Origin of the sequence: Methylocella tundrae (genome assembly GCF_038024855.1) — a bacterium.
Lineage (GTDB): Bacteria > Pseudomonadota > Alphaproteobacteria > Rhizobiales > Beijerinckiaceae > Methylocapsa > Methylocapsa tundrae.
Map to the genome: position 1 here is coordinate 3,852,019 of NZ_CP139089.1, position 25,031 is coordinate 3,877,049.

At 61.9% G+C, this 25,031-nt stretch carries 21 protein-coding genes and 1 pseudogene; 14 read left to right on the forward strand and 8 right to left on the reverse strand.

Features of this window, described 5'->3' with window-relative positions; all coding sequences use genetic code 11:
• Positions 1–8: 8 nt before the first annotated feature.
• On the reverse strand, positions 9–1,268 hold the full coding sequence (locus SIN04_RS19940) for an SGNH family hydrolase (RefSeq protein ID WP_341264176.1): 1,260 nt from the start codon (positions 1,266–1,268) through the stop codon (positions 9–11).
• A 300-nt stretch (positions 1,269–1,568) separates the two neighbouring features.
• Between SIN04_RS19940 and SIN04_RS19945 the strand changes: the two genes are divergently transcribed.
• Positions 1,569–3,092 carry an aldehyde dehydrogenase family protein gene (locus SIN04_RS19945; protein WP_134492114.1) on the forward strand — a complete coding sequence of 508 codons (1,524 nt, stop codon included), beginning with the start codon at positions 1,569–1,571 and terminating at the stop codon, positions 3,090–3,092.
• A 45-nt stretch (positions 3,093–3,137) separates the two neighbouring features.
• Here SIN04_RS19945 and SIN04_RS19950 read toward each other — a convergent pair whose 3' ends face one another.
• Together SIN04_RS19950 and SIN04_RS19955 are read right to left on the reverse strand one after the other, a co-directional pair.
• Positions 3,138–4,865 (reverse strand): SulP family inorganic anion transporter, encoded by a 1,728-nt coding sequence (locus SIN04_RS19950; RefSeq protein WP_134492714.1) that lies wholly within the window; start codon positions 4,863–4,865, stop codon positions 3,138–3,140.
• 81 nt (positions 4,866–4,946) lie between these two features.
• On the reverse strand, positions 4,947–5,210 hold the full coding sequence (locus tag SIN04_RS19955) for a helix-turn-helix domain-containing protein (protein ID WP_134492716.1): 264 nt from the start codon (positions 5,208–5,210) through the stop codon (positions 4,947–4,949).
• 767 nt (positions 5,211–5,977) lie between these two features.
• Here SIN04_RS19955 and SIN04_RS19960 point away from each other — a divergent pair.
• The 6 genes and pseudogenes from SIN04_RS19960 to SIN04_RS19985 all read left to right on the forward strand — a co-directional run bounded on the left by SIN04_RS19960 (position 5,978) and on the right by SIN04_RS19985 (position 11,699).
• Positions 5,978–6,399, forward strand: a pseudogene (locus tag SIN04_RS19960) (CBS domain-containing protein).
• An 86-nt stretch (positions 6,400–6,485) separates the two neighbouring features.
• Positions 6,486–8,243 (forward strand): acetate--CoA ligase, encoded by a 1,758-nt coding sequence (gene acsA, locus SIN04_RS19965; RefSeq protein WP_134492116.1) that lies wholly within the window; start codon positions 6,486–6,488, stop codon positions 8,241–8,243.
• Positions 8,240–9,223 (forward strand): pyruvate dehydrogenase (acetyl-transferring) E1 component subunit alpha, encoded by a 984-nt coding sequence (gene pdhA, locus SIN04_RS19970; protein ID WP_134492118.1) that lies wholly within the window; start codon positions 8,240–8,242, stop codon positions 9,221–9,223. Before acsA ends, pdhA begins: the two co-directional genes overlap by 4 nt.
• Positions 9,224–9,242: 19 nt before the next feature.
• A complete protein-coding gene (locus SIN04_RS19975) occupies positions 9,243–10,253 on the forward strand; it encodes an alpha-ketoacid dehydrogenase subunit beta (RefSeq protein ID WP_134492120.1) in 1,011 nt (336 codons plus the stop codon).
• Positions 10,254–10,257: 4 nt separating this feature from the next.
• Positions 10,258–11,457: a dihydrolipoamide acetyltransferase family protein gene (locus SIN04_RS19980; RefSeq protein WP_134492122.1), complete on the forward strand. Its 1,200-nt coding sequence runs from the start codon at positions 10,258–10,260 to the stop codon at positions 11,455–11,457.
• Positions 11,454–11,699 (forward strand): acyl carrier protein, encoded by a 246-nt coding sequence (locus SIN04_RS19985; protein WP_134492124.1) that lies wholly within the window; start codon positions 11,454–11,456, stop codon positions 11,697–11,699. Before SIN04_RS19980 ends, SIN04_RS19985 begins: the two co-directional genes overlap by 4 nt.
• Before the next feature lie 436 nt (positions 11,700–12,135).
• Here SIN04_RS19985 and SIN04_RS19990 read toward each other — a convergent pair whose 3' ends face one another.
• Complete coding sequence (locus SIN04_RS19990) at positions 12,136–12,612, reverse strand: NUDIX domain-containing protein (protein WP_134492126.1); 477 nt, start codon at positions 12,610–12,612, stop codon at positions 12,136–12,138.
• Positions 12,613–12,862: 250 nt separating this feature from the next.
• Positions 12,863–13,375: a PAS domain-containing protein gene (locus SIN04_RS19995; RefSeq protein WP_166796008.1), complete on the reverse strand. Its 513-nt coding sequence runs from the start codon at positions 13,373–13,375 to the stop codon at positions 12,863–12,865.
• Positions 13,376–13,526: 151 nt separating this feature from the next.
• On the opposite strand from SIN04_RS19995, the gene SIN04_RS20000 reads away from it, so the two are divergent.
• Positions 13,527–14,558: a hypothetical protein gene (locus SIN04_RS20000; protein WP_244605913.1), complete on the forward strand. Its 1,032-nt coding sequence runs from the start codon at positions 13,527–13,529 to the stop codon at positions 14,556–14,558.
• A gap of 44 nt (positions 14,559–14,602) precedes the next feature.
• On the forward strand, positions 14,603–15,763 hold the full coding sequence (locus SIN04_RS20005; RefSeq protein WP_134492132.1) for a CapA family protein: 1,161 nt from the start codon (positions 14,603–14,605) through the stop codon (positions 15,761–15,763).
• A 203-nt stretch (positions 15,764–15,966) separates the two neighbouring features.
• Here the strand turns inward: SIN04_RS20005 and SIN04_RS20010 are convergent, their stop codons facing one another.
• Positions 15,967–16,218, reverse strand: coding sequence for a hypothetical protein (locus tag SIN04_RS20010; protein WP_244605914.1), 252 nt, complete (start codon positions 16,216–16,218; stop codon positions 15,967–15,969).
• Here SIN04_RS20010 and SIN04_RS20015 point away from each other — a divergent pair.
• The 4 genes from SIN04_RS20015 (at position 16,217) to polX (ending at position 21,574) form a co-directional block, all read left to right on the forward strand.
• Positions 16,217–16,417 carry a hypothetical protein gene (locus tag SIN04_RS20015; RefSeq protein ID WP_244605915.1) on the forward strand — a complete coding sequence of 67 codons (201 nt, stop codon included), beginning with the start codon at positions 16,217–16,219 and terminating at the stop codon, positions 16,415–16,417. The genes SIN04_RS20010 and SIN04_RS20015 overlap by 2 nt on opposite strands.
• Positions 16,418–16,868: 451 nt before the next feature.
• Entirely contained in the window at positions 16,869–19,289 is a 2,421-nt protein-coding gene (gene ppsA / locus SIN04_RS20020) for a phosphoenolpyruvate synthase (protein WP_134492134.1), read from the forward strand.
• An 18-nt stretch (positions 19,290–19,307) separates the two neighbouring features.
• On the forward strand, positions 19,308–19,766 hold the full coding sequence (locus SIN04_RS20025; protein ID WP_134492136.1) for a YbhB/YbcL family Raf kinase inhibitor-like protein: 459 nt from the start codon (positions 19,308–19,310) through the stop codon (positions 19,764–19,766).
• Positions 19,767–19,858: 92 nt separating this feature from the next.
• Positions 19,859–21,574 (forward strand): DNA polymerase/3'-5' exonuclease PolX, encoded by a 1,716-nt coding sequence (polX, locus tag SIN04_RS20030; RefSeq protein WP_134492138.1) that lies wholly within the window; start codon positions 19,859–19,861, stop codon positions 21,572–21,574.
• 212 nt (positions 21,575–21,786) lie between these two features.
• Here polX and SIN04_RS20035 read toward each other — a convergent pair whose 3' ends face one another.
• Positions 21,787–22,347 (reverse strand): nitroreductase family protein, encoded by a 561-nt coding sequence (locus tag SIN04_RS20035; RefSeq protein ID WP_134492140.1) that lies wholly within the window; start codon positions 22,345–22,347, stop codon positions 21,787–21,789.
• A 580-nt stretch (positions 22,348–22,927) separates the two neighbouring features.
• On the opposite strand from SIN04_RS20035, the gene tpiA reads away from it, so the two are divergent.
• The gene (tpiA, locus tag SIN04_RS20040; protein ID WP_134492142.1) at positions 22,928–23,677 is read left to right on the forward strand and encodes a triose-phosphate isomerase; all 750 of its coding nucleotides are present in this window, start codon (positions 22,928–22,930) and stop codon (positions 23,675–23,677) included.
• 60 nt (positions 23,678–23,737) lie between these two features.
• Here the strand turns inward: tpiA and SIN04_RS20045 are convergent, their stop codons facing one another.
• Positions 23,738–24,676: a class I fructose-bisphosphate aldolase gene (locus SIN04_RS20045; RefSeq protein ID WP_134492144.1), complete on the reverse strand. Its 939-nt coding sequence runs from the start codon at positions 24,674–24,676 to the stop codon at positions 23,738–23,740.
• Positions 24,677–25,031 lie beyond the last annotated feature (355 nt).

The window sequence follows — 25,031 nt, forward strand, 5'->3', positions numbered from 1 at the left end:
GATTTAGCTCACGGCCTCGGCCAGCTGAAATCGTCGGCGCGCCCTGGCTTCGGATCGGTTTGCTGCTCTTGCCGCAGAGTCTGCCTCGCGGGCGCCTGTGGGCTCGCCGCGCGAGAGGCGAGTTCGCCGCCTGGCGCGCGCACGGGTCCCGTCAGCGGCAGCACCGGGCCGGCGATGGGTTTTGGCGGGGGAGGCGGCGCGGGCGCGCCGGCCGGTTCGCTCGAAGACGCCCCCGGCGCGCCGTTTGGAGACGCGTCCGCGGGCGGCAGGCTCGCCTCCGCGGGAGCCGAGATCGCCGGACTTTCAGGGTTTGGCGGCGCCGTCTCGTCGAGATTGCGGCGGATATCCGGCTCGACGAAATGCGCCAGCTTGCGAGCGCCAGCCTTGGTGAAATGGATGCCGTCGGCCGCCCGCAGCTTCACGATCTGTCCGTTGAGATCCGGCCCCATGGCGCTGTATTCGCCGGCGTCATTGGCGAAGGCTTCCCAAACGTCGACATAGGTCGCTCCGGCCTTGCTGGCGTATTCGCGATAAAGGTCGTTGAAGGCGGAGGCGTCGGCGGACAGACGCTCGCTTTTCAGGACGGGCAGTCCCACCCAGACCAGCGGAATTTTCTTGTCGCGGAACATTGAAGCGATCGTTTCGATGCGATGCGCATAAGCCTCGACCCATTGCGGCGAACGCGGCTCGAACGCGCCGCCCTTGCCGTCCCGCAGGGTCTGACGGTCGTTGCTGCCAATCATCATGACGGCGAAATTGATCTTTTCGCCGCTCGCAAGAAGGTCCTGCGCGGCCTTCGTCCAATCATAGAAATCGTCGCGCACGAGCCCGCTGTTTTCTTTTGCCTTGCGCAGGATCGCGACCTCTGGCCGATCCGCGAAGGCTTCCGTCAGGCCCTGCTCAAGCATTTGCCCGAGGCTGTCGCCGAGCACGGCGACGAAATAGGTCGGCGCGACGGCCGGCGCCGCAGGTTTCGCCGTGGCGCTGTCGGCCGGTCGCTCGTCGCGCCGACCACTGGGCCTTGTCCGCTCCGAGGCGCGTCTTGGCGCGGCGCGATGAAATTCAGGCCTTGGCTTGATCACGCGGCTCGGCGGCGGGGCGGGCTGAAACAAATGCGTGAACCAGGCGAACGGATCTGCCTGCGCATGGGCGGGCGACGCGCCGACGCAGGGCAGGAGGAGCGCGACGATCGTGAGCGCCAGCGCATGAAGCCGGAGAAGGCCGAGCCGGGACGTTCTCGATCGACGATCGCAAGATGGTCTGATCATCGCGCCATTATAGACAGGTTCCGTTGAAGCCGCACCCCCCTCCGCGTCCGGAGAGGTTGTGAAATTCCTCCGGCTCAGGCTCCGCCTGATTGCGCGCCCCACCGATTTTCCGCCCTTGCCGAGGGCGGGCGCCGACATCGCGCGCAGTTGATGCGTCACCCCTCCTGCTACGCTTTGAGGCCGCCCTTTCGCGGCATATACCTTCGCCCCGTTCGCATACACCGGCGGCCCGTTCCAGAAGCCGCCTCCGCTGTGCTCACCCGCGGCGTCATCGCCGTGAGCAAAAAGGGAGAAACATGCATGAACGTCCGCGCCAACATCACAGTGACCAGGGCGGTGGTTCCGCCCGCTATCAAGGCATGGCTGTCGACGGCCCGTCCGATGCTGATCGACGGCAAATGGGTCAAGGCTCAGTCCGGCAAAACGTTCGATGTGTTTGATCCCGCGACGGGCGAACCGATCGCCAGCGTCGCGGAAGGCGATAAGGCCGATATCGACCTCGCGGTGAAGGCGGCGCGCCGCGCTTTTGCATCGGGGCCATGGTCGCGCATGACTCCGTCCGAGCGGGGCCGCATCATTCATCGGATCGGCGATCTGATTCTTGAGAACGCCGATGAACTCGCAAGCCTCGAGGCGCTCGACAATGGCAAGCCGAAAGCCGTCGCCAAGGCGGCAGACGTGACCCTTGCAGCCGATATGTTCCATTACATGTCCGGCTGGGCGACGAAGATCGAGGGCAAGACCATCCCGATCTCGGCGCTCGCCGCTCCTGGGGCCGAGTTCGTCTCAATGACCCGCATGGAGCCAATCGGCGTCGTCGGGCAGATCATTCCGTGGAACTTCCCGCTTCTGATGGCGGCCTGGAAACTCGGGCCGGCGCTGACGGCGGGCTGCACGGTCGTGCTCAAGGTGGCCGAGGAAACCCCTCTCTCCGCCCTCCGTCTCGGCGAGCTTATACTCGAAGCCGGCGTTCCGGCCGGCGTCGTCAACATCGTGCCCGGCTTCGGCGAGACGGCGGGCGCGGCTCTTGCGGAGCATCCGGACGTCGATAAGGTCGCTTTCACCGGCTCGACGGAGGTTGGCCGGCTGATCGTCCAGGCGGCGTCCCGCGACCTCAAGAAAGTCTCGCTCGAGCTCGGCGGGAAATCGCCAAATATCATTCTCGGCGACGCCGATCTCGAACTTGCGATCGCCGGCGCGACCGCGGCGATTTTCTTCAATCATGGACAGTGCTGCAACGCCGGCTCGCGTCTGTTCGTGCAAAGGAACATTTTCGACAAGGTGGTCGAGGGCGTCGCCGCGCAGGCCGACAAGATCAAGCTCGGCCACGGCCTTAGCGACGACACGGAAATGGGTCCCCTGGTTTCCAAGGTGCAGTATGACCGCGTGACCGGCTATCTGGCGTCTGGCCGCCGGGAGGGCGCCCGTGCGCTTTGCGGCGGCGAAGGTCTTGGCGGGGCTGGCTACTTCGTGCCGCCGACTGTGCTCGTCGACACCAAACCGAACATGAAAGTCGTGCGGGAGGAAATTTTCGGGCCGGTGCTCGTCGCCACTCCCTTCGACGAAGTTGACGACGCGCTCATCGCGGAAGCGAACAACACCATCTACGGCCTCGCCGCCGGCGTGTGGTCAGGCAATACCGGAAGAGCCCACCAGATCGCCAACAGGTTGCGCACGGGAACGGTGTGGATCAACTGCTACCACGTCTTCGACGCGGCGCTGCCCTTTGGCGGCTACAAGCAATCCGGCTGGGGCCGCGAAATGGGACAGGCCGTGTTGTCGAATTATCTTGAGACAAAGGCCATCACGACGCGCCTTGGCTAAACGCGTCGGATCAGGCGTTGCAATGATAATGGGCATGAGGGTTCGTTATGGAACGCTCATGCCTTCATGTGCAACGGGCGCCCGCGCAATCGCCGCGCGGGCGGCTGAGACGGCGCTTTTCACATCGTCCTTGAAATGCACGCGCCTGACGCCGTCGCTGTGCAGCAGCAGAGCGCGGCGCACGGCTTTGCTCGCGCCCGAAACATAAACGAGGGCGCCGGCGCGGCGCGCCTTGCGCGCGAATTCTCCAATCGTCACCGCCGCGGTCGAATCGAAAAACTGCACGGCCGAGAGGTCGATGACATAGGCTTTCGGCTGTTCGGCGATCTCGTCGAGAACGGCGCTGACGCCGGCGGCCGCCCCGAAGAAGAAGGCGCCCGAGATCCGGAACGCGACGATGTCGCGGTCCGTCGTCAGCGTCGCGTCATAGGCCTCGCCCGCCTCGCTGCGATCGGATTGGTCCTCGTCCATCGGGCCCAGAGTTTCGACTTCCAGCGATTGCGACATGCGGCGCAATATGATCAGCGATGCGAGGCTGAAGCCCACCAGGATTCCGGTGGCAAGATCACGGAAGATGGTCAACAGGAATGTCGCGAGCAACACGATGGCGGCGCCGCGCGAAGCGCGCAGCAGGGTCGCAAAGGCGTGTTTTTCCGCCATGTTCCAGGCGACGATGGTGAGGACGCCGGCAAGGGCCGCGAGCGGGATGTAAGAGGCGAGCGGCGCCGCGACCATCATGAAGATCAGGAGAAACAGCGAATGGAGCATGCCGGCGATCGGGCCGCGCGCGCCCGCGCGCACATTGGTCGCCGTGCGGGCGATGGTTCCCGTCACGCAGATCCCGCCAAACAACGCCGACGCCATGTTGGCGACGCCTTGCGCGACCAGTTCACAGTTCGAGCGATGGCGCCGCCCGGACATGCTGTCAGCGACGACAGCCGACAACAGGCTCTCGATGCTGCCGAGCAGAGCGAAGGAGAATGCGGCCGGGAGCACGGCGGTGATCTTGTCGTATGACATCGCGGGCAGATAGGGCGCCGGCAGGCTTCTCGGAATGCCGCCGAAATGCGTGCCGATGGTCTCGATCGGGAGGCCAAGCGCAAAACCGGCGGCGGAGGCGATGGTCACGGCGATGAGAAGGCCCGGCCAATGCGGGCGATAGCGCCGGATGAGTAGAATGACGGCGATGGTCGCCGCCGCGACGCCGACCGCCGACGGGCTGGTCGTCGGCAGGGCTTTGCCGAGAGTGCTGAGCTTTTCAAGCAGAGGGCCGGGTTCTGGCCCCGACAGGGTGAGGCCGAACAGATCCTTGATCTGGCTCGCGAAAATGATCGTCGCGATGCCGGCGCTAAAGCCGACCGTCACCGGATAGGGGATATATTTGATGAAGGCGCCAAGACGCAGGAACCCGATCGCCACCAGGATCAGCCCGGATAGCAGCGTCGCCAGGATCAAACCGTCGACGCCGTGCTCCGCGACCGTCGCCGCCACGAGAACGATGAAGGCGCCGGCGGGACCGCCGATCTGGAAGCGGCTGCCGCCGAGCGCCGAGACGAAAAATCCGCCGATGATCGCGGTATAGAGCCCACGGTCCGGCGTCACGCCCGAAGCAATGGCGATCGCCATCGACAGAGGCAGGGCGACGATCGCGACGGTGAGGCCGGCGACGGCGTCGGCGCGCAAATCGGAGAGGCCGTAGCGCTCGCGCAGGACGGTGATGAGCTTGGGCGTAAAGAGCTCGACGAAACTCGGGTTCAAAATGCCGGCGGCCATGCCGATTTTCTCCCAATCCAATATCGCGGGATCGTCTGGCTCAGGCCCTGGCGGTCTCCGTCATATGCGTTTCAAAAAAAGTCAGTCCGGGCGCGGCGCCGACTCCTTGAATCGAACGCCCCGGCCGCCGCCGTAACTTGCCGCATCTTCCGCGATAAGTTCGACGCCGGCGCGATTGAACGCCTCGATCACCTTGGTCAGGGTCTCCACCACGCCCCGTACATTGCCCTCGCTGGCTTCCATGCGCTGGATCGTCGGCAGCGACATGCCGGAGAGCTCGGCAAGCTGGCGCTGGTCGATCCCGAGCAGGGCGCGGGCGGCCCGCATCTGGGCGGCAGTGATCAAGAGCGGCCCCATGTTTATTTGCTATTACGCATATAGCATCATGATTGATGGTTTCAACATGAATCTAGGGAGATTTAACATGAGTCTCCCCCGGCCGCCTGACGGCAGCGGGCCAATCGGACCGCCGCGGTCGTAACAAACCAGACGTCGCCTATTGGCAAGCCTGCGGGAGCGCGGCTTTAAGCGAAAAGAATCGATCTTCGGGATTGCCGGGATCAGCAGCGCCTGCGTCCAATCCTCTGGAGATTGACCGTTTGGCGTAGCGAGGATGAGGCTCGCGGCTCCGAGCCTTGGCGCGCCCGGCGCGCTGCGCCGTCCGGGTTCATGACTCGCCAGATGGAGACGAACGGTGAGCGGGCCGAGACATAGTGGAAAGGCGGTAGCGGAGGAGCGCTACCGCCTTTCCCCACACTTGCCAAATGTGCGCTATCACCTCCAATCCTGCGCATGAGACTTGGTAGGTGCATCCGAGAAATCCGCTCCGACGCCGTCTAGACTCTCGCCAGGCTCGCGCCTGACAGGAGGTTGGCTTCTATTCTGGCCGCGTGGTCTGTTAGCGGACTCCGATCAATTTCCAACCGCTCATAATCCACCAAGCTCAGATCAAGGTTGCTTAGGCGCATCGACGCAAAAAGGGCAATTTCCAATAAAGCGATTGATGTGAATCATAGCCCTCGAACATTGAAGAGACTATCAGCAATGCCCCTGCGCGCGTTCCGCAAGGCAGGCTGGGCAGCGGGCGAGACGGCCATTGCCGCGACGCGGCCATGACCAGGTGGAAAGAGGTCCGCCATGAAAGTAAAAAAATGATGCACAATGGTGTTTCTCCGGACACAGCCGTCACGGCGCTGGCAAAAAAAATGCAACAATCTGATATCGGCGCTATTCCTGTCGGTGAAAACGATCGGCTCATTGGTATGGTGACCGACCGCGACATCACGGTGCGTGGCGCCATGAGCGGGAAGGATCTCGATAAGCTCACCGCTGGGGACGTGATGACTGCCGGCGTAATCTACTGCCGCGACAGCGAAACAGTGGATGAGGCGGCGCGGATAATGGAAAGCAAGCAGGTAAGACGGTTGCCCGTCATCGATGCGAACAAGAGAATGGTTGGGATGATCAGCCTCGGTGATGTTTCGCATGCGGCCTCGCAGGAGCGACGAAGGCTGTCTCGGCCCATCACGCCTGACCAAAAAGCTCCTGGCCAAGGGTCAATCGTGACCTTTATCTCAAGCGTATCCTGAAAACCAGAAAAACGCCGGCCTGGAGGAGCCAATGGAATGGAAGGCTATTCGAAAGCGTTCAGAGGACTTTGCGGGCGCCAACCTTCAGGATTACGAAACTTCGGTTGCAACCTTCTCATGGTCGCAAGAACAAACGCTGCTTGGCGGGTTACCGCAGGGCGGTCTTAATATCGCTCATGAGGCGGTTGATCGGCATGTATTGGCCGGGCGCGGCGGAAAGCTCGCGCTACGCTGCATTGGCCGCGACGATCGGGTTCAAGACTTCTCCTACGCTGATCTCCAGGCTGCGGCCAATCGATTCGCTAATGTCTTGGCGCGGTGGGGCGTGGGGAAAGGCGAGCGGGTCTTTTCGCTGCTTGGCCGGACGCCGGAGCTTTACATCGCCGCCCTCGGCACGCTCAAGAACGGCAGCGTGTTCTCGCCGCTGTTCTCGGCCTTCGGACCGGAGCCGATCAAAGCGCGCATGACGATCGGCGCCGCCAAGGCCCTTATCGTTTCCGAAACGTTCTACCGGCGCAAAATCGAGCCTATTCGCCACGAATTGACGAGCCTCGGGCATGTCTTTCTGACCGATTGCCTGGACGATCCGCCCGCGGGCGCGACCGATCTTGCGGCCGACATGGCGGCGGCGTCGGATTCGTTTGAAACGGTTTTGACGGGCCCCGAGGACATGGCCCTCCTGCATTTCACCAGCGGAACAACCGGGCGACCAAAAGGCGCCGTGCACGTGCACCAATCCGTCGTCGCCCATCATGTGACGGGCAAGCTCGCGCTTGATCTCCATCCCGGCGACATCTTTTGGTGCACGGCTGATCCCGGCTGGGTGACGGGCACGTCTTACGGCATCATTTCTCCGCTCACGAATGGCGCCACGCTGATCGTCGACCAGGCCGAATTCGAAGCCGAACGCTGGTACAGAATTCTTGAGAAGCAGAAAATCAATGTCTGGTACACAGCGCCGACCGCGATCCGCATGCTCATGAAAGCTGGCGCCGGCGTCGCTAAGCGGTTCGATTTGTCGAACTTGCGTTTCATGGCCAGCGTCGGCGAACCGCTCAACCCTGAGGCTGTCGTTTGGGGACTCGAAGCATTCGGGATGCCGTTCCACGACAATTGGTGGCAGACTGAGACCGGCGGCATCATGATCGCCAATTACCGGTCCATGGACGTCAAGCCGGGATCGATGGGCAGGCCATTGCCTGGTGTGACGGCTTCGATCGTCGAACGGAAGCAAGGCGGGGAGATCCAGGAGAGCGCGAAGCCAATGATCATGGGAGAGCTTGCGCTGCGTCCGGGCTGGCCCTCGATGATGCGCGCCTATCTGAACGAGGAGGAGCGTTACCGCAAATGTTTCGCCGGCGGCTGGTACCTAACCGGCGATCTCGCGATGCGCGACGACGAAGGCTATTATTGGTTTGTTGGCCGGGCCGATGACGTCATCAAGAGCGCAGGCCATCTCGTCGGCCCATTCGAGGTGGAAAGCGCCCTCATGGAACACGAGGCGGTCGCCGAGGCTGGCGTGATTGGAATCCCGGACGAGATTGCGGGGGAGGTCGTGAAAGCCTTTATCGCCTTGAAGGAAGGGGTTGAACCGACCGAGGGGTTGCGCAAGGAGCTGCTCGGCCACGCGCGCAAGCGCCTTGGTCCCGCGATCGCGCCAAAGGACATCGCTTTCCGCAAGAACCTGCCGAAGACGCGCAGCGGCAAGATCATGCGCCGGCTCTTGAAAGCGCGTGAATTGGGGCTGCCGGAGGGCGATCTGTCGACGCTTGAGAGCGAGGAGCAATGACCGATAAACCACGTTTGTCGCGGGCGCATGAGCTCGACCTCCTCAAGCACATGATCCGTATCCGCCGGTTTGAGGACAAATGCGCCGAGCTCTATACGCAGGAGAAGATTAGGGGCTTTCTCCATCTCTACGATGGAGAGGAGGCCGTCGCCGCCGGGGTCATTCCCGTGCTCGAGAAGCGCGATCGGGTTGTTTCTACCTATCGCGAGCATGGCCATGCGCTCGTGCGCGGCGTGTCGATGAAGGCTGCGCTCGCCGAGATGTACGGCAAGCAGGAGGGATGTAGCGGTGGCCGCGGAGGCTCAATGCACCTGTTCGACCGGGCGACTAATTTCTACGGAGGCAACGCCATTGTCGGGGGTGGGCTTCCAATGGCGGTCGGTCTCGCGCTGGCCGATCACATGCGCGGGGAGGACATTGTGACTGCCTGCTTCTTCGGCGACGGCGCCGTCGCGGAAGGCGAGTTTCATGAGAGCCTCAATTTAGCGATGCTCTGGACGCTCCCTGTGCTGTTCGTGTGCGAGAATAATCTCTACGCCATGGGAACGTCGCTGGCGCTCTCCGAATCGGAGACCGATCTGCACCTTAAGGCGGCAAGCTATCGGATCGCTGCCGAGGCGATCGATGGCATGGACGTGATCGCGGTCGAGGCCGCGGCGCGACGCGCGGTGGAGGCGGTGCGGCGAACAGGAAAGCCGTATTTTCTCGAATGCCACACCTACCGGTTCCGCGGCCATTCAATGTTCGACAGCCAACTCTACCGCGACAAGACTGAGGTCGAGGCCTGGCGGCAAAAGGGGCCGATCGTGCGGTTCAGCGGCTGGCTCGAGGCAAATCACATGATCCACCCGGAGGATATGGCGCTGATCGAAGCTGAGGTCGCCGCCGAAATCGCCGAAGCCATTGCTTTCGCAGAGGCGGGAACATGGGAGCCGGTCGAACGCCTCAAGCGATTCACTTATGCGGAAGGGACAGCCTGACAGGCTGGCGACGGGCCTCATGCCACAAAACGCAGATCGATCCGAACCTGTCGAGATCAGCTATCGAGAGGCCGTGCGCGCTGCGATCCGCGATGCGCTCACGCGCGATCAGCGCGTCTTCCTGATGGGCGAAGACGTTGGCCGTTACGGAGGTTGTTATGCGGTCACCAAGGGACTTCAGGCGGAGTTCGGACCGGAGAGAATCCGTGACGCGCCGCTGTCGGAGTCGGGGTTTACGGGCGCCGGAATCGGCGCCGCAATGGCGGGCATGCGCCCGATTGTCGAATTGATGACCGTGAATTTCAGCCTGCTCGCGCTCGACCAGATTCTCAACTCCGCCGCTACCATTCGTCATATGTCCGGCAATCAATTCGGCGTGCCGCTGGTGATCAGGATGGCGACCGGCGCGGGCCGTCAGCTCGCCGCTCAGCACTCGCACAGTCTCGAAGGGTGGTACGCCCACATTCCAGGCATTAAAGTGCTCGCGCCGGCAACGCTCGAGGATGCGCGAGGCATGCTATGGACGGCCCTTCAGGATCCGGATCCCGTGCTGATCTTCGAAAACATCGTGCTTTACAATATGAGCGGAAAGCTCGCGGCCGATGCCGGCCCGGTCGAGATCGACAAAGCCGCGGTGCGCCGCGTGGGGCGAGATATCTCTCTCATCACCTACGGCGGATCGCTGTGGAAGTGTCTCGAAGCCGCCCGCATGCTCGCGGATGAAAATATCGAGGCGGAAGTCATCGATCTGCGCAGCTTGCGGCCGCTGGATGATGTGACGATCATCGCATCGGTGAGCAAAACGCGGCGCGCCATCGTAGTCGATGAAGGCTGGCGCAGCGGCAGCATTTCGGCGGAAATTTGTACACGCGTCATCGAGCAGGCGTTCTGGGAGCTCGATGCGCCGCCAGGCCGCGTCTGCAGCGAGGAGGCGCCGATTCCCTATCCGCGCCATCTTGAGCAGGCTGCAATCCCCCAGGCGCCGAAAATTGTCGCGGCGGTGAAATCCGCGCTTGTGCGCGAAAGGTGACGCCGTGGCCGAATTTCGCATGCCCTCGCTTGGCGCCGATATGGAGGCCGGAACGCTCGTCGAGTGGATGGTGAAGCCAGGAGATCGCGTCAAACGCGGCGAAGTCGTCGCCGTAGTGGAGACTCAGAAAGGGGCGATCGAGGTCGAAATTTTTGAGACTGGCGAGGTTGAGCAGATTCTGGTCGATCTTGGCGCCAAAGTGCCAGTCGGGACGGCGCTAGCGAAAATTCGTACGGAGCAGGAAGCCAGAGCCGGTATCTACGCAAAGCCTGCCGAAGCGGCTTCAGCGATGGCGCCTCCTGTAGCCGCACCCGCTGCGCAGCATCTGATTTTGCCTTCGACGGCCCCAAGGCCGGCCCCTTTGGCGATCGATCGCATTCGCGCCTCACCTGCGGCGCGGCGGTTCGCTCAGACTCGCGATCTGGACCTTGCAGCGATCACCGGCAGCGGTCCGGCGGGCGCCATCGTTCTTCGAGACGTCGAACGCCATCTCACCGCCGTAGCGACGCCGGTGGAGAAGAAGTCCGCGCCGGGCCTCAACCTTGACGCTATGCGGGCGGCGATCGCCTCCGCCATGGCGCGATCGAAGCGTGAAATTCCACATTATTATCTTGAGCATCGGGTTGACGTAACGCGATGCGAGGCGTGGCTTGCGCAGGTCAATGCGGTCCGTTCGCCCGACAAAAGAGTGTTGATGGCCGCACCTGTTCTGAAGGCCGTTGCTTTGGCCGCGCGCCGCTTTCCCGCCTTCAACGGATTTTACCGGGATGGAAAATTCGAGTCGGCCTCCGGCGTCCATGTGGGAGTGGCGATCGCCATTCGCGGCGGCGGATTGGCGGCGCCGGCGATTCATGACGTCGACCAGCTCTCGTGCGACGAACTTATGGCGCGCACGCACGATTTAGTCCAACGCATGCGGACCGGTCGCATCCGCAGTTCGGAAATTGCCGAATCTACCATTACCGTTTCAAGTCTCGGCGAACGCGGCGTCGAAGCGCTCTTTGGCGTGATTTATCCACCCCAGGTAGCCGTCGTGGGCGTTGGGAAGATCTTACCGCGTCCCTGGATCGTGGAAGGCGCCGTCGCGGCGCGCTCCATCGTCAGCATCACTCTTTCGGGCGATCACAGGGCCAATGACGGCCATGGCGGAGCTTTGTTCCTGGCCGAAATAGGTAAACTGCTGCAAGAGCCGGAGAAATTATGAAAGATCTCGATATCCGCACGGCATTAAAGGAGGAACTCGGAAACATTGCGCCTGAAATCGATATAAATTCGGTTGATCCCGCCGCAGACCTGCGGGATGCTCTTGATATTGATTCTATTGATTTCCTTAATTTTATAACTGCGATCCACCATCGCCTCGAGATCGAGATACCGGAGATCGACTATCCAAGGCTCAGGACGTTGGATGGGGCCGTCAGTTTTCTCAAAGAGAAGCTTGGGTGACGTCAACGGTCATCCGATTAAGCTGAGGATGATGATGTCCTTGTAGGGGATGCCTTTGAATGCCAGTCCGCGAGTTCAGGGTAAACTGCACGCCGAAAGACCACTCAGCGCACCGGGCGGCGGCAAGCCTACGCAAGGCCGCGAAAAAGCCGCGCCTCACATCAAGGCCGAGCTAGCGCGCGGACACCGGCCCGACCCTGCGGGGCTTCCTTTCAGACGATAGTCAGACGATCCTCGACCGAGCTGACGCCCGGCGCCGCCCAAGCCGCCTCTTCTATCGGCGCAAAGCGGCGCTCACCGCGCCTCATCTTCATCAACGAACTTGACGCTCTCGGTCGCTCATGCTCCGCCGGCTGCGTAGGCCGCCTCCATACGGCATGGCGGAATAAGTAGAGTCTGGCTCATAAGTTGGTCGCCATGGGCAGCGCCAAACGGATCAATTGACGCCCCCATCGGGCCCAAAAAGCGCTTCGAGACGATCGAGCAGGATCTGCTGGCCGGGGAGGATCTTCTGGCGGGCCATCGGCAACGCAAACCAGGCGGCGCGATCGATTTCCGGAAAGGACTGCATGCGCCCGCTGCGAGGCGGCCACTCGATCTCAAACAAGTTGCTGCTGATGCAGGTCGCATCGAAATCGGCCTCCATGGTGAAGGCTTCGGTCTTTTTCCGCGCATTCTGCTGAACGCTGCCAAGCGGCCTTAGCGCGCCCGCCGGCATGGCGCCTAGTTCTTCCGCGAATTCGCGGCGAGCGGCGGTTTCGGCATCCTCGTTCTCAGCCACTTCGCCCTTGGGAATCGACCATGCGCCAAGGTCCGTATTGCGCCAGAACGGACCGCCGGGATGCACGAGAAGTACAAAAAGCTGCCCATCCATGCGCTTATACATCAAGACGCCAGCGCTCCTGAGGCTCATCTCTTCGGATCCAAAAACTCTACCGCAAGGTCAATTCCAACGCCTTCGTGTGGCGCTCCGCCAAATGAGTTTCGAATTATCGCGCTGTCTTGAGGTCGATGGCCGAATGGTCCTAACCTTCTGATCGCAGTTTGATTTGTCGATTCAGAAGCGAAGCCGCGCGCGAAGGTGTCGATATAGCCCTTCATGATCGCCGGCATCGACATCCGTCACAGCGGGTAGCGGCCGGCCAGAAGCGCCGGAGGTGGCGTCAGCTCGCGATCGGGCTCGCTGCCTCAGCGTGGGATACAATGCCGCCGTATATGCCGTCAACGTGGCGCCCGTCCGACGATAGCGGAGCTGCAAGAACCTCGATCCACTGGCGACGGCCCGGCTTGACGCGAAGCTCGAACGCCGCGGCCAAAGGCTCGGCCGTTTCAGCGACCGTCTCAAAAAGCCGCCGCAGACGCGCGGTGATGCGCGGCGCGAGCATTTTCGAAAGCCTTTTTTCTTGGGACGCCAATCCCAGGAGACGACCTGCTTCAGGCCCGGTCCGACTCGCTTCCCATTCATTCGTCCCGTCAGATCGCTGGAACACGAAAATACCGGCCGCAATTTCGTCCGGTCCCTGAGCAAGATCGGCGGCGGTCGGCATGAGCCGGCTTCCACGCTTGTCGCGCCAGAATTCAAGCTCTAGCCTCAAAAGCGGGTCGCTCGCATCGGCGGCGTCAAGGCGATTGAAAAGGCGCGCGAGATGGGGCGGCGCCACGGCGAGCGTGGTCAAGTCATTCCCCCACGTGCTCGGTCTTCGGCAGCCATCCAACGAGCCACGGATCAACATGAGGGCGCCGAAGACTCCTCTCCTTGATCTGCGTCAACACTTTACGCATCGAATTTATGATGAGTAAATAGTCAGTCAGATGATCGAGCGCAACGTGACGGATATTCCCGAGACCTCCCTCGAGGAGAAGGTCTGTTTCCTCAAGAGCCCAGCGGCCTACCGCCCTCAGCCGGCGAAGGTTGAGGTTGAGGAAACCCATATGTCTTGGGTCTTTCTGGCGGGAGATCGCGTTTATAAGTTGAAGAAGCCGGTCCGCCATTCCTTCCTCGACTTCGGGTCTATCGAAGCGCGTGAGAAGAACTGTCGCGAGGAGCTTCGACTCAATCGTCGTCTGGCGCAGGATATCTATCTCGGCGTGGCGCCGTTGACTCGGAACGATAGTGGACGCCTCTCGATAGACGGGGAAGGGCGTCCAGTTGACTGGCTGGTCGTCATGCGACGCCTGCCACGGGATCGCATGCTCGACAGCGCCATTATCGCCCACACTCTCAGCGGCGCGGAAATAGCGTCCGTCGCTGAGCGGCTCGTCGGCTTCTACAAGCACGCTCAGCCCGCGGATCTCGCGCCGGCGGCCTATGTGGCGCAATTCATTGAAGAGCACGCCCGGAACGAAGCCGTGCTGACCGCTCCGCAATTCGACCTCGATGGTGGGCGCATCGAACGGCTTTTGGGTCTTGTCGAGGATACTTTGCGCAGCGGCCTCCTGGAGACGCGCGCCGAAAGCGGCCGGATCGTCGAGGGACACGGCGACCTGAGGCCGGAGCATGTCTGCCTCAGCCAACCGCCGGTCATTATTGACTGCCTGGAGTTCAATCGGCGGCTCCGCCTTGTCGATCCGGTGGATGAGCTCACCTATCTCGGCCTCGAATGCAGCCGTCTGGGGGCGGACTGGGTAGAGCCAGTCCTCTTGAGTGTCTACGTTAAGAGTTCAGGCGACGACACGCCGTCGCCGGAGCTCGTTTCATTCTATCGGACCTACCGCGCCTGTTTGCGCGCCCGATTATCGCTCGTCCACATTCTGGAGCATGACCAGCGCAAGCCGAAGAAATGGTTGCCCCTGGCCAAACAATATTTGGACATTGCCGCGTCGGCTAGCCTTAGCCCCGACGTTCCAGCGGCGCAATGATCCGATCGCCTTCGTCAAAGGCGATCGAAAGCAGGGTATTGAGCATGAGCCCCTCGGCTCGGTCCACATTCGACTCCCCGGCGCCGCGCCAAGTCATTCGCGTCTTTCTCTGCGGCGACGTGATGACGGGGCGCGGCATCGATCAGATCTTGCCGCATCCATGCGACCCTAGTCTGCATGAAGATTATGTGCATTCGGCAAATAGATATGTTCGTCTCGCCGAGCAGGCGAACGGATCGATTCCAGCGCCGGTTGCGCCGTCCTATATCTGGGGCGCCGCTTTGGACGAGCTGAACCGGAAGGCACCCGACGCTCGCATCATCAATCTCGAAACCAGCATTACGCGTAGCGACGCCTATGCTGAAAAAGGCATCAACTATCGAATGAGCCCGGAAAACGCCGCGTGCCTGCCTGCCGCCGGCGTCGATTGCTGCGCCCTCGGCAACAACCATGTCCTCGACTGGGGGCGCGCCGGACTGCTCGAAACATTGGCCACGCTCGAACGTTTGGGGATCAGGACCGCCGGAGCTGGCCGCGATCTGGCGCAAGCGCGCGCGCCGGCGATCCTCGAGATCGCCGGCAAAGGACGCTTGCTGGTATTTTCTTTCGCGTCCCCGACGAGCGGCGTCCCACGGAATTGGGGAGCGACTCCGGTGGCCGCTGGCGTGAACCTTCTCTCCGACTTTGCCGATGAAAGCGTCGCGCGGATCGCGGAACAGGTGGAGAGCGTACGGCGGCCAGGCGATCTGGTCATCGCGTTCATTCATTGGGGAGCAAATTGGGGATATGAGGTTCCAGAAGAGCAACGACGATTTGCGCGCGGCCTCATCGATCAGGCCAATGTTTCTCTTGTCCACGGCCATTCCTCGCACCACGCGAAAGCCATCGAAATTTACATGGATCGACTGATCCTCTATGGCTGCGGCGACTTCCTGAACGATTATGAGGGCATTCGCGGCTACGAGGAATTTCGCGGCGATCTCGCCGTGATGTATTTCGCCGGTTTCGATGCCTTGACCGGACATCTTGCGAGTCTCGAACTCTCGGTGCTTCAAATCCGGCGTTTTCAGCTTGTTCCAGCATCGAGAGCTGATGTCGAGTGGATGCGCCGGACGCTCGATCGCGAAAGCTCTCCGTTCGGCGCGCGGGTCCGCCTGACGCCACACGGGAGACTGACGCTGCGCTGGCGTGATGCGGTCGGTTGACGTGCTGACATGCATATGGCGCGTTCTTGTGCCCAGCGCCGATCTCATGATTAACGCTTCACCGAGGAGCGCGATCAACGCCGCCGCCCGCCTTGCGTGCGAGAGCTGGCGCACCTCATAGGCTAGACGCGTGCGACCGAGCTCAAGTTTAGCCGCAGCCGCATGACGGACCATACCGCCGAGTCCTCCACGAGAGCCGCGACTCAAAACACAAGGAGATCTGTGAGCGGCTGGTCGTGGAGCCGGGCGATCGCCTCGGCCAGCAGCGGCGCAGCCGACGCGATGGCGAGCTTGTCTCGGACGGGACCAGCCGGAAGCCGGAAGGGAGGAACCGTATCGGTCGTGATGATGCGCTCGATGGCCGGGTCGGCCAGCGTCTTCTCGGCGCCCGGCATGAAGAGGCCGTGCGCGATGCAGGCGATGATCCACCGCGCGCCGCGATCCACGCGCGGCATGAGCCGCGCGTACGAGCGTTCCGCCCGTGCTGACGAGATCGTCGACGATTATGCAGACGGCCCCCGCGACGTCGCAAGCGAAAAGGTCGCCGGAGACAACGCCGGCGCTGCGATGCTTTTCCGCGAATGCTTTGCCGACCGGCCGGCCCGTGGACGCCTCCAGCGCTTCGCGGAGCAAGTCGCCCGAGGAGCCGGCTGATCGCTTGGCCAAGCCCTTCGGTTCCCTTCAACGCGAACAAGCTCAGCCGGCCGCCAGATATAGGCCGAACATGCGAGGGCGACCAGATGCGAGGTTTCGCCATCAGCCGCGTCTCCGTTTGGCGGGACCAATGCTCGCCTCGCATAAGCTTTGGTTTGTTGTATCGGCGCGCCTTGAGCGGCATCAAGCCGCGCGGCTGCATCCGTCTCGACGTTGGTCCCTTGAGGCGCCGCCAGTCATGCTTCGTAAATGGCTCGCGCGGCTTCGTGCCGAGGACGTCGCCAGGCCGCAGGATTGTTCGTTCAGGCGGCATCGACTAACGTTCCAGGCAGCTGCCTGCAATTAAATTGCGGGCGTCCCAACACGATTGTCCCGCCACCGTTGATCGTGATCAAAGGGCTCGATCTCTGGTTGGAGCAGGCTCGCAACCTCAGCCAGGTAGAGGAAGCTAATGACCAGCTCAAACTATATCCGCTGGTTTGAAGACCTCAGCGGCGCCGATGTCGCCATCGTCGGCGGCAAAACGGCCTCGCTCGGCGAGCTCTGCTCGGCGCTTTCGGGCCAGGGCGTCAAGGTTCCGCCGGGCTTCGCCGTCACCGCTGAGGCTTACCGCGACGCCCTCACGGCGGCGGGCGCCTCTGCGCCATTGCATCGCCTGCTCGACGGGCTGGACGTAAGCGACGTCGATCTTTTGTCCGAAAGGGCGGCCGAGGCGCGCCGGATCGTCTACACAGCGACTGGAGGCGAGGAGCTTCGCCGTCAGATCGTCGCCGCCTACCGGGAGTTGAAGAAAAGATGCGGCGGGAGCCTCTCCGTCGCGGTGCGCAGTTCGGCGACGGCCGAGGATCTGCCGACGGCGAGCTTTGCCGGCCAGCATGAGAGCTATCTGAACGTGAGCGGCGAAGCCGCCGCGGTCGAGGCCTGCCGGCAGTGCTTCGCCTCGATCTTCACCGACCGCGCCATCACCTACCGCCTCGACAATGGCTTCGATCATTTCAAGGTCGCCCTGTCCGTCGCCGTGATCAAAATGGTGCGTTCGGATGTCGGCTCGAGCGGCGTGATCTTCACCCTCGACACCGAGACCGGATTCCGCGATGTGGTTTTCGTCACCGGCGGCTATGGCCTCGGTGAGAATATCGTCCAGGGCAGCATCGACCCGGATGAGTTTTATGTGCACAAGCCGACCTTCAAGAAAGGATTTCGGACGGTGCTCGCGCGCAGGATGGGCGCGAAGCAGCTCAGGATGATCTATGCGGAAAGCGCCGGCGCGGGCGCGAGAACCAGAAACAAGCCGACGTCGAAGGCGGAGCGGGAGCGTTTCTGCATTTCCGATGAGGACGTGCTCGCCCTGACCGGCTATGCGATCGCGATCGAGGATCACTATTCGCTGAAAGCCGGCCGGCCTATGCCCATGGATATCGAATGGGCCAAGGATGGCAAGACCGGCGAGCTCTATATCGTTCAGGCCCGGCCGGAGACGGTGGCCTCGCGCCGCGCCGCCAATATTCTGCAGACTTATGCGATCAAGGGGTCGGGGCCGGTCATTGTCACCGGCCGCGCGGTCGGCGAGAAGATCGCGACCGGCATCGCCCGCGTCGTCTCCAGCGTTGAGGATCTCGACGCCTTCCGCCCTGGCGAGATTCTGGTGGCGGAAACCACGAGGCCCGACTGGCAGACGGTGATGAAAACGGCCGCCGCCATCATCACCAACCGCGGCGGGCGCACCTGCCATGCGGCGATCGTGGCGCGCGAGGCCGGCGTGCCGGCCGTGGTCGGAACGGGCGATGCGACCTTGAAGCTCAAGACCGGCGCGACCGTGACAGTATCCTGCGCGGAAGGCGACGTCGGGCGGGTCTATGCGGGCGCCATTCCTTTCGAGGCCTCGGTTATCGACTTCAAGGACCTGCCGACGCCCAAGACGGAGGTCATGGTCAATCTGGGCGATCCCGACCTCGCCTTTCGCGCGGCCGAACTGCCATCGGCCGGCGTCGGTCTGGCGCGTATGGAATTCATCATCCAGCAGCACATTGGGATCCACCCCATGGCGCTTGCCGAGCCGGCCAAGGTCGTGTCGGCCAAGGCCAGGGCTGCGATCGCGCGCGCCGTCCGGGGTTATCCACGGCCGGCCGATTTCTTCATCGAACGCCTCTCCGAGGGCGTCGGGACCATCGCCGCGGCCTTTTATCCCCGCCCCGTGATTGTCCGCCTCTCGGACTTCAAGACGAATGAATACGCCGGGCTGATCGGCGGCGCCGGCTTTGAGCCGAAGGAAGACAATCCGATGCTCGGCTTTCGAGGCGCCTCCCGCTACGATCATCCGGCCTATGCCGCGGGCTTTGCTCTTGAATGCGCGGCCTTGCGCCGCGTGCGCGAGGGAATGGGCCTCACAAATCTCAAGGTCATGGCGCCTTTCGTCCGGCGCGAGGAGGAAGCCAGACGGGTGCTGGCGGCATTGGAGCGCAATGGGCTGAAGCGCGGCGAGAACGGGCTCGAGGTCTTCGTCATGTGCGAGATCCCCAATAATGTCATCCGCATCGACGCCTTCGCCGAGCTGTTCGACGGTTTTTCCATCGGCTCCAATGATTTGACGCAGCTCACCTTGGGCGTCGACCGGGACTCCGAGATCGTCGCCTTCGATTTCGACGAGCGCGACCCCGGCATGCTGGAGATGCTGCGTCTCGCCGTCACGGGCGCGAAGCGTAACGGGCGCCATGTCGGCATCTGCGGCGAGGCGCCTGCAAACTATCCCGAGATCGCCGCCGCTCTGGTCGGCTGGGGAATTGATTCCATCAGCGTCAATCCATCCAGCCTGATCGGCGCGCTGAAGGTGGTGGCGGATGCGGAACGCGCGGCGGCCGCAGCGCGGCCTTAGAGTGTGGGAGACGAATCCATGCAACTCAGATCGAGCGCCTTTTCCGACGGTAGCGCTATCCCGCGGCGTTTTACCTGTGCGGGCGAAGACGTGTCCCCGCCGCTCCATTGGACTGATGCGCCGGAAGGAACTCGCAGTTTTGTCCTTCTCTGCGACGACCCCGATGCTCCGGCAGGGATTTGGCGTCACTGGGCGGCTTACGATCTTCCTGCCGATCGTACAGCGCTCCCCGAGGGCGCTGGTCGGCCCGGAGGCGAGGATGGCTCAAAACAGGCGCTTAACGACTTCGGCCGATCGGATTACGGCGGCCCCTGCCCACCACGCGGCCATGGGCCGCATCATTACCATTTCCGGCTGCTTGCGCTCTCAATAGACCATCTGCCAGTGCGCAGGAATCCATCCTGCCGGGATGTCGAACGAGAGGCGCGCAAACATCTTCTTGCGGAAACAATCCTCGTGGGAACGTACCAGCGATGATCAGTAAGATCGGTTTCGTTCACGAGGGTTTTCCAGGCTGTGTCGCCGGATTCGCTGCTTACGCGCCTTCCTGAAGATAGGGAACAGGATCGATGCCGGTGCAGAATGCCGAGATTGCGGCGTTGTTCGACCAAGCGGCCGAGCTACTGGAGATCAAGGGCGATAACCCTTTTCGCAGCAGGGCATACCGCCGAGCGGCGCGCCTCATTGAAGGATTGCCTAAAAGCGTTACGAGTCTTCTGAAAGCAGGGGAAGATCTCTCGGAATTGCCCGGCATCGGCAAAGATTTGGCCGGTAAGATTGCGGCCATCGTCACAACCGGAAAATTCGATCTCCTCGAATCCTTGAAGGACGAGCTGCCCGGCGATCTGGGCGAGATAGCCGCCTTGCCCGGTCTCGGTCCGAAACGCGTCAAGCTTCTCTACGACAAGCTCGGCGTTCGCTCGATCGAAGATCTTTATCGCGCCGCCAAGGCGGGGCGTCTCCGCGAGCTCCGGGGCTTCGGCCCAAAGAGCGAGGCGAAGCTCCTTGCCGCGCTCGCCAAGCCCCCGAGCCAGAAGAGGTTTAAACTCGCAATGGCCGAGGCGGAGGCGGAAGCGCTTGTCAGCTTCCTGCGCCCGGGGTTGGACAAAGCTCGGGTCGTAGTGGCGGGCAGCTATCGCCGGCGTCGCGACACGGTCGGGGATCTGGATATTCTTGTCGCCGCGCACCGCAATGCGGCTGCCGGAGACAGGCTCTCAAAATATGAGAACGTGGCGAACGTCCTCGCCCACGGGCCGACGCGGACCACCGTCGTGCTTCGCTCCGGCCTCCAGGTCGACCTCCGCGTCGTTCCGGAGCAGAGTTACGGCGCGGCTCTGATGTATTTTACCGGCTCCAAGGCGCACAATATCGCGCTCCGCGCTCTCGCCAATGAGCGCGGTTGGAAACTCAATGAATATGGTCTTTTCGACGGCGAGCGGCAGATCGCCGGTGCGACAGAGGAAGACGTCTATGGGAAGCTCGACCTCGCCTTCGTCCCACCGGAGCTGCGCGAGGACCGGGGCGAAGTCGTGCTGGCAAAGAAGAAACGGCTGCCCAAGCTCGTGTCGCTCTCCGACATTCGCGGCGATCTTCACGTCCATTCGGAGTGGAGCGACGGCACGGTTTCCATTGCCGACATGGCAGCAGCAGCCAGAGAGCGCGGCTACGCCTATATGGCGATCACGGACCACAGCCAGCGCGTAACCATCGCTCATGGCCTCGATCCTGCGCGGCTTTCGCGGCAAATTGACGAAGTTGATCGCCTCAACGACGAACTCGAGGGCTTCGTCGTGCTCAAAGGCGTCGAGGTCGATATTTTGGCGGATGGTCGCCTTGATCTTCCAAATAAAATCCTGTCTCGTCTTGATGTCGTTGTTGCCGCCGTCCATTATAAGTTCGATCTCTTCCGCCAGGCTCAGACGGAGCGGATCATCCGCGCGATGGACAACCGGAACATGTCGATCCTGGCGCATCCGACCGCCCGATTGATTGGAGAGCGGGAGCCCTATGACGTCGATATGGAGCGCGTCATCGCTGCGGCGCATGAGCGCGGTTGCCACCTCGAGGTGAATGCTGAGCCGGAGCGGCTGGATCTGACAGATGTGCACGCTCAAGCCGCGAAATCGATGGGCGTCAAAGTCGCGATCTCGACCGACGCTCACACGACCGCGGCGCTCGGATATATGCGGTTTGGCGTCGACCAGGCGCGCCGCGGCTGGCTCGAGTCTGGCGACGTCATCAATACGCGGCCGCTTGGCGAACTAAAAAAGCTCCTCAAACACTGACTGGTCGCACCACGGACGCGGCGGCAGCAAAGACAAGTCCTTCAGCGCTACGACCTCAGATCGCGACCCGAACAATAAACCGCAAGCGAACGCGATAGCTGAGTCTCACAAGCTGCGCTCAAGCGCCCTCGCGTGGGATCGGCGCAATCTGCAACGAAATGGCTCGAACTCAACCGCCGCCGCGCCTTGCGTCTGTGGCGTTGCGAAGCGATCTAACTGATCCAACGAACTTCGGGCGTTTTTCGTGGAACGGCCGGCGCGGGAGTCCTTGGGCGACCGACGATGATCGGGGCCACAGGGACATGGGGTTCTGGAACGCCAATTGTTTCCTTTCCCTTCGGCGTGCCGAACCAGGCCTGCGCGAGCCCGATCCAGCAAGAGCCGAAGCCGGCACCGTGAGCCGCGAGCATGAGGTTTTCAGCTGCCAGCGCACAGTCCTCGACAATCCATGGTCCCTGCGCGATGGCCGAGATCACGATCAGGGTCGGCGCGTGGTAGAAGATGTGGAAGTCCGGGTCTGCTAGTCTTTCATAGAGATGCGCCGGCATGGGGGCCGTGGACCGGATGCTCAGCAAGTGAGCCTTGGCGTCGCGCGATATCTGATCGAGCAGCGATCGCTCCTGGACCACGGCGAAAGACCAAGGTTGCTGATTGATTGCGTTCGGCGCGTGGATCGCCGCATCGACCAAACGATTGATCGCCTCTTGCGGTACGGCGTCAGGTAGATAATCTCGGACGGAGCGTCGTCCAAAAATCGCCTCCATGAGTTCCATGATCGAATCCCGCTTTTGATTGCCAAAGATCAAACTAACCCCGATCTTCCTCTTCGCTTCAAGGCGTCAAACGCGAGACGCGGGACCGGGCAATTCATTCCAGTCGAGACCCAATTCGTCGACGACTGGTCGCACAATTCTCGAATCAAGCCGCTTCTTGGACCCCACCTCAGGGAGAACCGACCTTCGGTCGCCTCGGCGCACGGTCACATAAGCATGACCGTGTGCTCCGGCCGAGTCCTTGCCAGCCTCGAAGGTACAGCCGCGCTCCGATAGCCATTGGCGAAAGGTTTCGCTTTCCATGACAGCCTCCCATTCTTCCTGGACGACTGATACCCGGAATGAATGCAGCGGCCATGATTTGGGTCAATATGGCAAAGCGGTGCGGGAGATCGACTTTCTCTCGGCATTCTGAGGCCTCAAGCCAAAATTGCCGCTTGCGACGCCAAAAGGACGCCGCCTAAACTCAGGCGTCAGACGAGCCTCGTCGTCCATTAAGTCACGCCGCCTTCGGTCTTGAAAACCCAGGCGACGGACGGCGTCTCCGTTTTGCCGTTCGCACCGGAACCGTGAGTAGAACATGCGGCCTTTGATCGCCGGAAACTGGAAGATGAACGGTTTATCGTCGCAGCTTGGCGAGATCGAGGCGATTGCCGCCTCTGTGACTGCGACGCCACCGTTTACTGACGTTCTGATCTGCCCGCCCTCGACTCTGATCGCGCGCGCCGCGCAGAGGGCCGCTGGCCGCATCGCCATCGGAGGGCAGGATTGCCACAAGGAAGCTGCCGGCGCCTTCACGGGGGGCATCAGCGCGGAAATGCTGAAGGATGCGGGCGCCTCTGCGGTCATTGTCGGACACTCGGAACGCCGCCAACATCATTGCGAGACCGATGCAATGGTGGCGGCGAAGGCGAAAGCCGCTTGGCGGGTAGGCATTCAGGCAATCATCTGCATCGGCGAGACGGAACCACAGCGGCGGGACGGCAAGGCGTTGTCCGTATGCAGCGATCAAATTGCAGGAAGTGTTCCCGAAGGCATGGTTTCGTCCGCCAACGCGATCGCCTATGAGCCGCTGTGGGCGATCGGAGCCGAGGGCGCGGCGACTCCGGAGGAGATCGCGGAAATGCTTACCCATATCCGCCACTGCCTCGTGGGGCGTTTTGGGGCGAAAGGGAAGACGATGCGCATCCTCTACGGCGGATCCGTCAACCCGTCCAACGCGCGTGAGATCCTCGCGCTGCCTGAAGTTGGCGGCGTGCTGGTCGGTCGCTCAAGCCTGAGGGCCGCGGATTTCGAAGCAATTTTCAGGGCTGTTTCTCCAAAAGCTTAGCCGCGCTTGGCGAGCGAGCTGCAAACTTTTGAAGTCAAGGCGACGAAATGCTTGGGAACATTACGCGGTTAACCGGTCAGGCGTGTCTGCATAGATATCCATGACCGCGCCCAGCAACCGGAGCGCATCTTTCTTTGGACGCTGAAACGAGTTGCGGCCAATGATGGAGCCAAACCCGCCGCCAGCATGGATTGCGCGAACCTCATCGAGCAGTTTATCCTGATCGGAGACCGCAGGGCCTCCGGAGAAAATGACTATGCGCCGACCGGCGAAGGCGCATTCGACAACATGGCGCACCCGCTCGGCAAGGGTTGCAATTGGAACATGCAGCTGATCGTATACATTGCGGGCGGACTCTTGTTCAATATATGCGGTCGGCAACTTCACCTTGATGATGTGCGCCCCGAGCTGAGCCGCGATGTGCGCGGCGTAACCGACCACGTCGATCGCGGTTTCGCCTTCCTTGTCTAAATCTGATCCGCGCGGGTAGGACCATATGACAACTGCGAGCCCATATCGCTTTGCCTCTTCAGCATAGGCGCGGATCTGCCCAAACATTTCAAGCTGATGGGCCGAGCCTGGATAAATCGTGAAGCCGATCGCGCAGCAGCCGAGACGGCGCGCATCCTGTACGCTGGCGGTCAGCGCCTGATTCGGATCCTTCTCGTCCAGAAGCGCATTATTGTCGTTGCATTTCAAGATGAGCGGAATCTCGCCCGCGAAATCGCGAGCGCCTGCCTCCAGGAAGCCCAAAGGAGCGGCGTAGGCATTACAGCCCGCCTCGATCGCAAGTTCGAAGTGGTAATGCGGATTGTAGGCGAGTGGGTTTGATGCAAATGAGCGCGCCGGCCCATGCTCGAAGCCCTGGTCGACCGGCAGGATCACAAGCTTCCCTGTCCCCGCCAACCGACCGTGGTTCAATAGGCGGGCCACGTTGGTCAGCGTCCCGACGTTATCGGCTCCGTACCAACTCAGAATCTCTCTTACTCTCGGCGTCACTGCTGCCGCTCTCCCATTGATTGTCCGGCGAGTTGGATAAGGCTGATACAAAAAAATCCTTTGCTATGAAATGCCATGATTTCAATCAATCTGCCTTCACGATTGCGATTTTCAAAGCGTATATCTGCTGTTCGGCGGGTGCGATTAAGGCTGCATTCACCGGTGGGCTTCGGTTCGCCGCGGTGCGTAGCCACTGATGTAATGCGCCACGCGACCGTCGGCGAAGCGCCATTCCGACACGAAGTCTGCTATATGAAGCGTGGGCGTCGCCGTAGTGGCGGTTGGCAGATAACGATGGATGCAGCGTTAGAGCGCAGTCCCGCCGCATTTCGTCACGTCGGCGACGGTCTATCAC

What these genes read in the sequence shown, in the direction of transcription:
- SIN04_RS19940 (WP_341264176.1), bottom strand. Translation starts at nt 1,268, where the DNA reads ATGATCAGACCATCTTGCGATCGTCGATCGAGAACGTCCCGGCTCGGC.
- SIN04_RS19945 (WP_134492114.1), top strand. Translation starts at nt 1,569, where the DNA reads ATGAACGTCCGCGCCAACATCACAGTGACCAGGGCGGTGGTTCCGCCC.
- SIN04_RS19950 (WP_134492714.1), bottom strand. Translation starts at nt 4,865, where the DNA reads ATGGCCGCCGGCATTTTGAACCCGAGTTTCGTCGAGCTCTTTACGCCC.
- acsA (WP_134492116.1), top strand. Translation starts at nt 6,486, where the DNA reads ATGGAATGGAAGGCTATTCGAAAGCGTTCAGAGGACTTTGCGGGCGCC.
- pdhA (WP_134492118.1), top strand. Translation starts at nt 8,240, where the DNA reads ATGACCGATAAACCACGTTTGTCGCGGGCGCATGAGCTCGACCTCCTC.
- SIN04_RS19975 (WP_134492120.1), top strand. Translation starts at nt 9,243, where the DNA reads ATGCCACAAAACGCAGATCGATCCGAACCTGTCGAGATCAGCTATCGA.
- SIN04_RS19985 (WP_134492124.1), top strand. Translation starts at nt 11,454, where the DNA reads ATGAAAGATCTCGATATCCGCACGGCATTAAAGGAGGAACTCGGAAAC.
- SIN04_RS19990 (WP_134492126.1), bottom strand. Translation starts at nt 12,612, where the DNA reads ATGAGCCTCAGGAGCGCTGGCGTCTTGATGTATAAGCGCATGGATGGG.
- SIN04_RS20005 (WP_134492132.1), top strand. Translation starts at nt 14,603, where the DNA reads ATGAGCCCCTCGGCTCGGTCCACATTCGACTCCCCGGCGCCGCGCCAA.
- SIN04_RS20015 (WP_244605915.1), top strand. Translation starts at nt 16,217, where the DNA reads ATGAGCCGCGCGTACGAGCGTTCCGCCCGTGCTGACGAGATCGTCGAC.
- SIN04_RS20010 (WP_244605914.1), bottom strand. Translation starts at nt 16,218, where the DNA reads ATGCCGCGCGTGGATCGCGGCGCGCGGTGGATCATCGCCTGCATCGCG.
- ppsA (WP_134492134.1), top strand. Translation starts at nt 16,869, where the DNA reads ATGACCAGCTCAAACTATATCCGCTGGTTTGAAGACCTCAGCGGCGCC.
- SIN04_RS20025 (WP_134492136.1), top strand. Translation starts at nt 19,308, where the DNA reads ATGCAACTCAGATCGAGCGCCTTTTCCGACGGTAGCGCTATCCCGCGG.
- polX (WP_134492138.1), top strand. Translation starts at nt 19,859, where the DNA reads ATGCCGGTGCAGAATGCCGAGATTGCGGCGTTGTTCGACCAAGCGGCC.
- SIN04_RS20035 (WP_134492140.1), bottom strand. Translation starts at nt 22,347, where the DNA reads ATGGAACTCATGGAGGCGATTTTTGGACGACGCTCCGTCCGAGATTAT.
- tpiA (WP_134492142.1), top strand. Translation starts at nt 22,928, where the DNA reads ATGCGGCCTTTGATCGCCGGAAACTGGAAGATGAACGGTTTATCGTCG.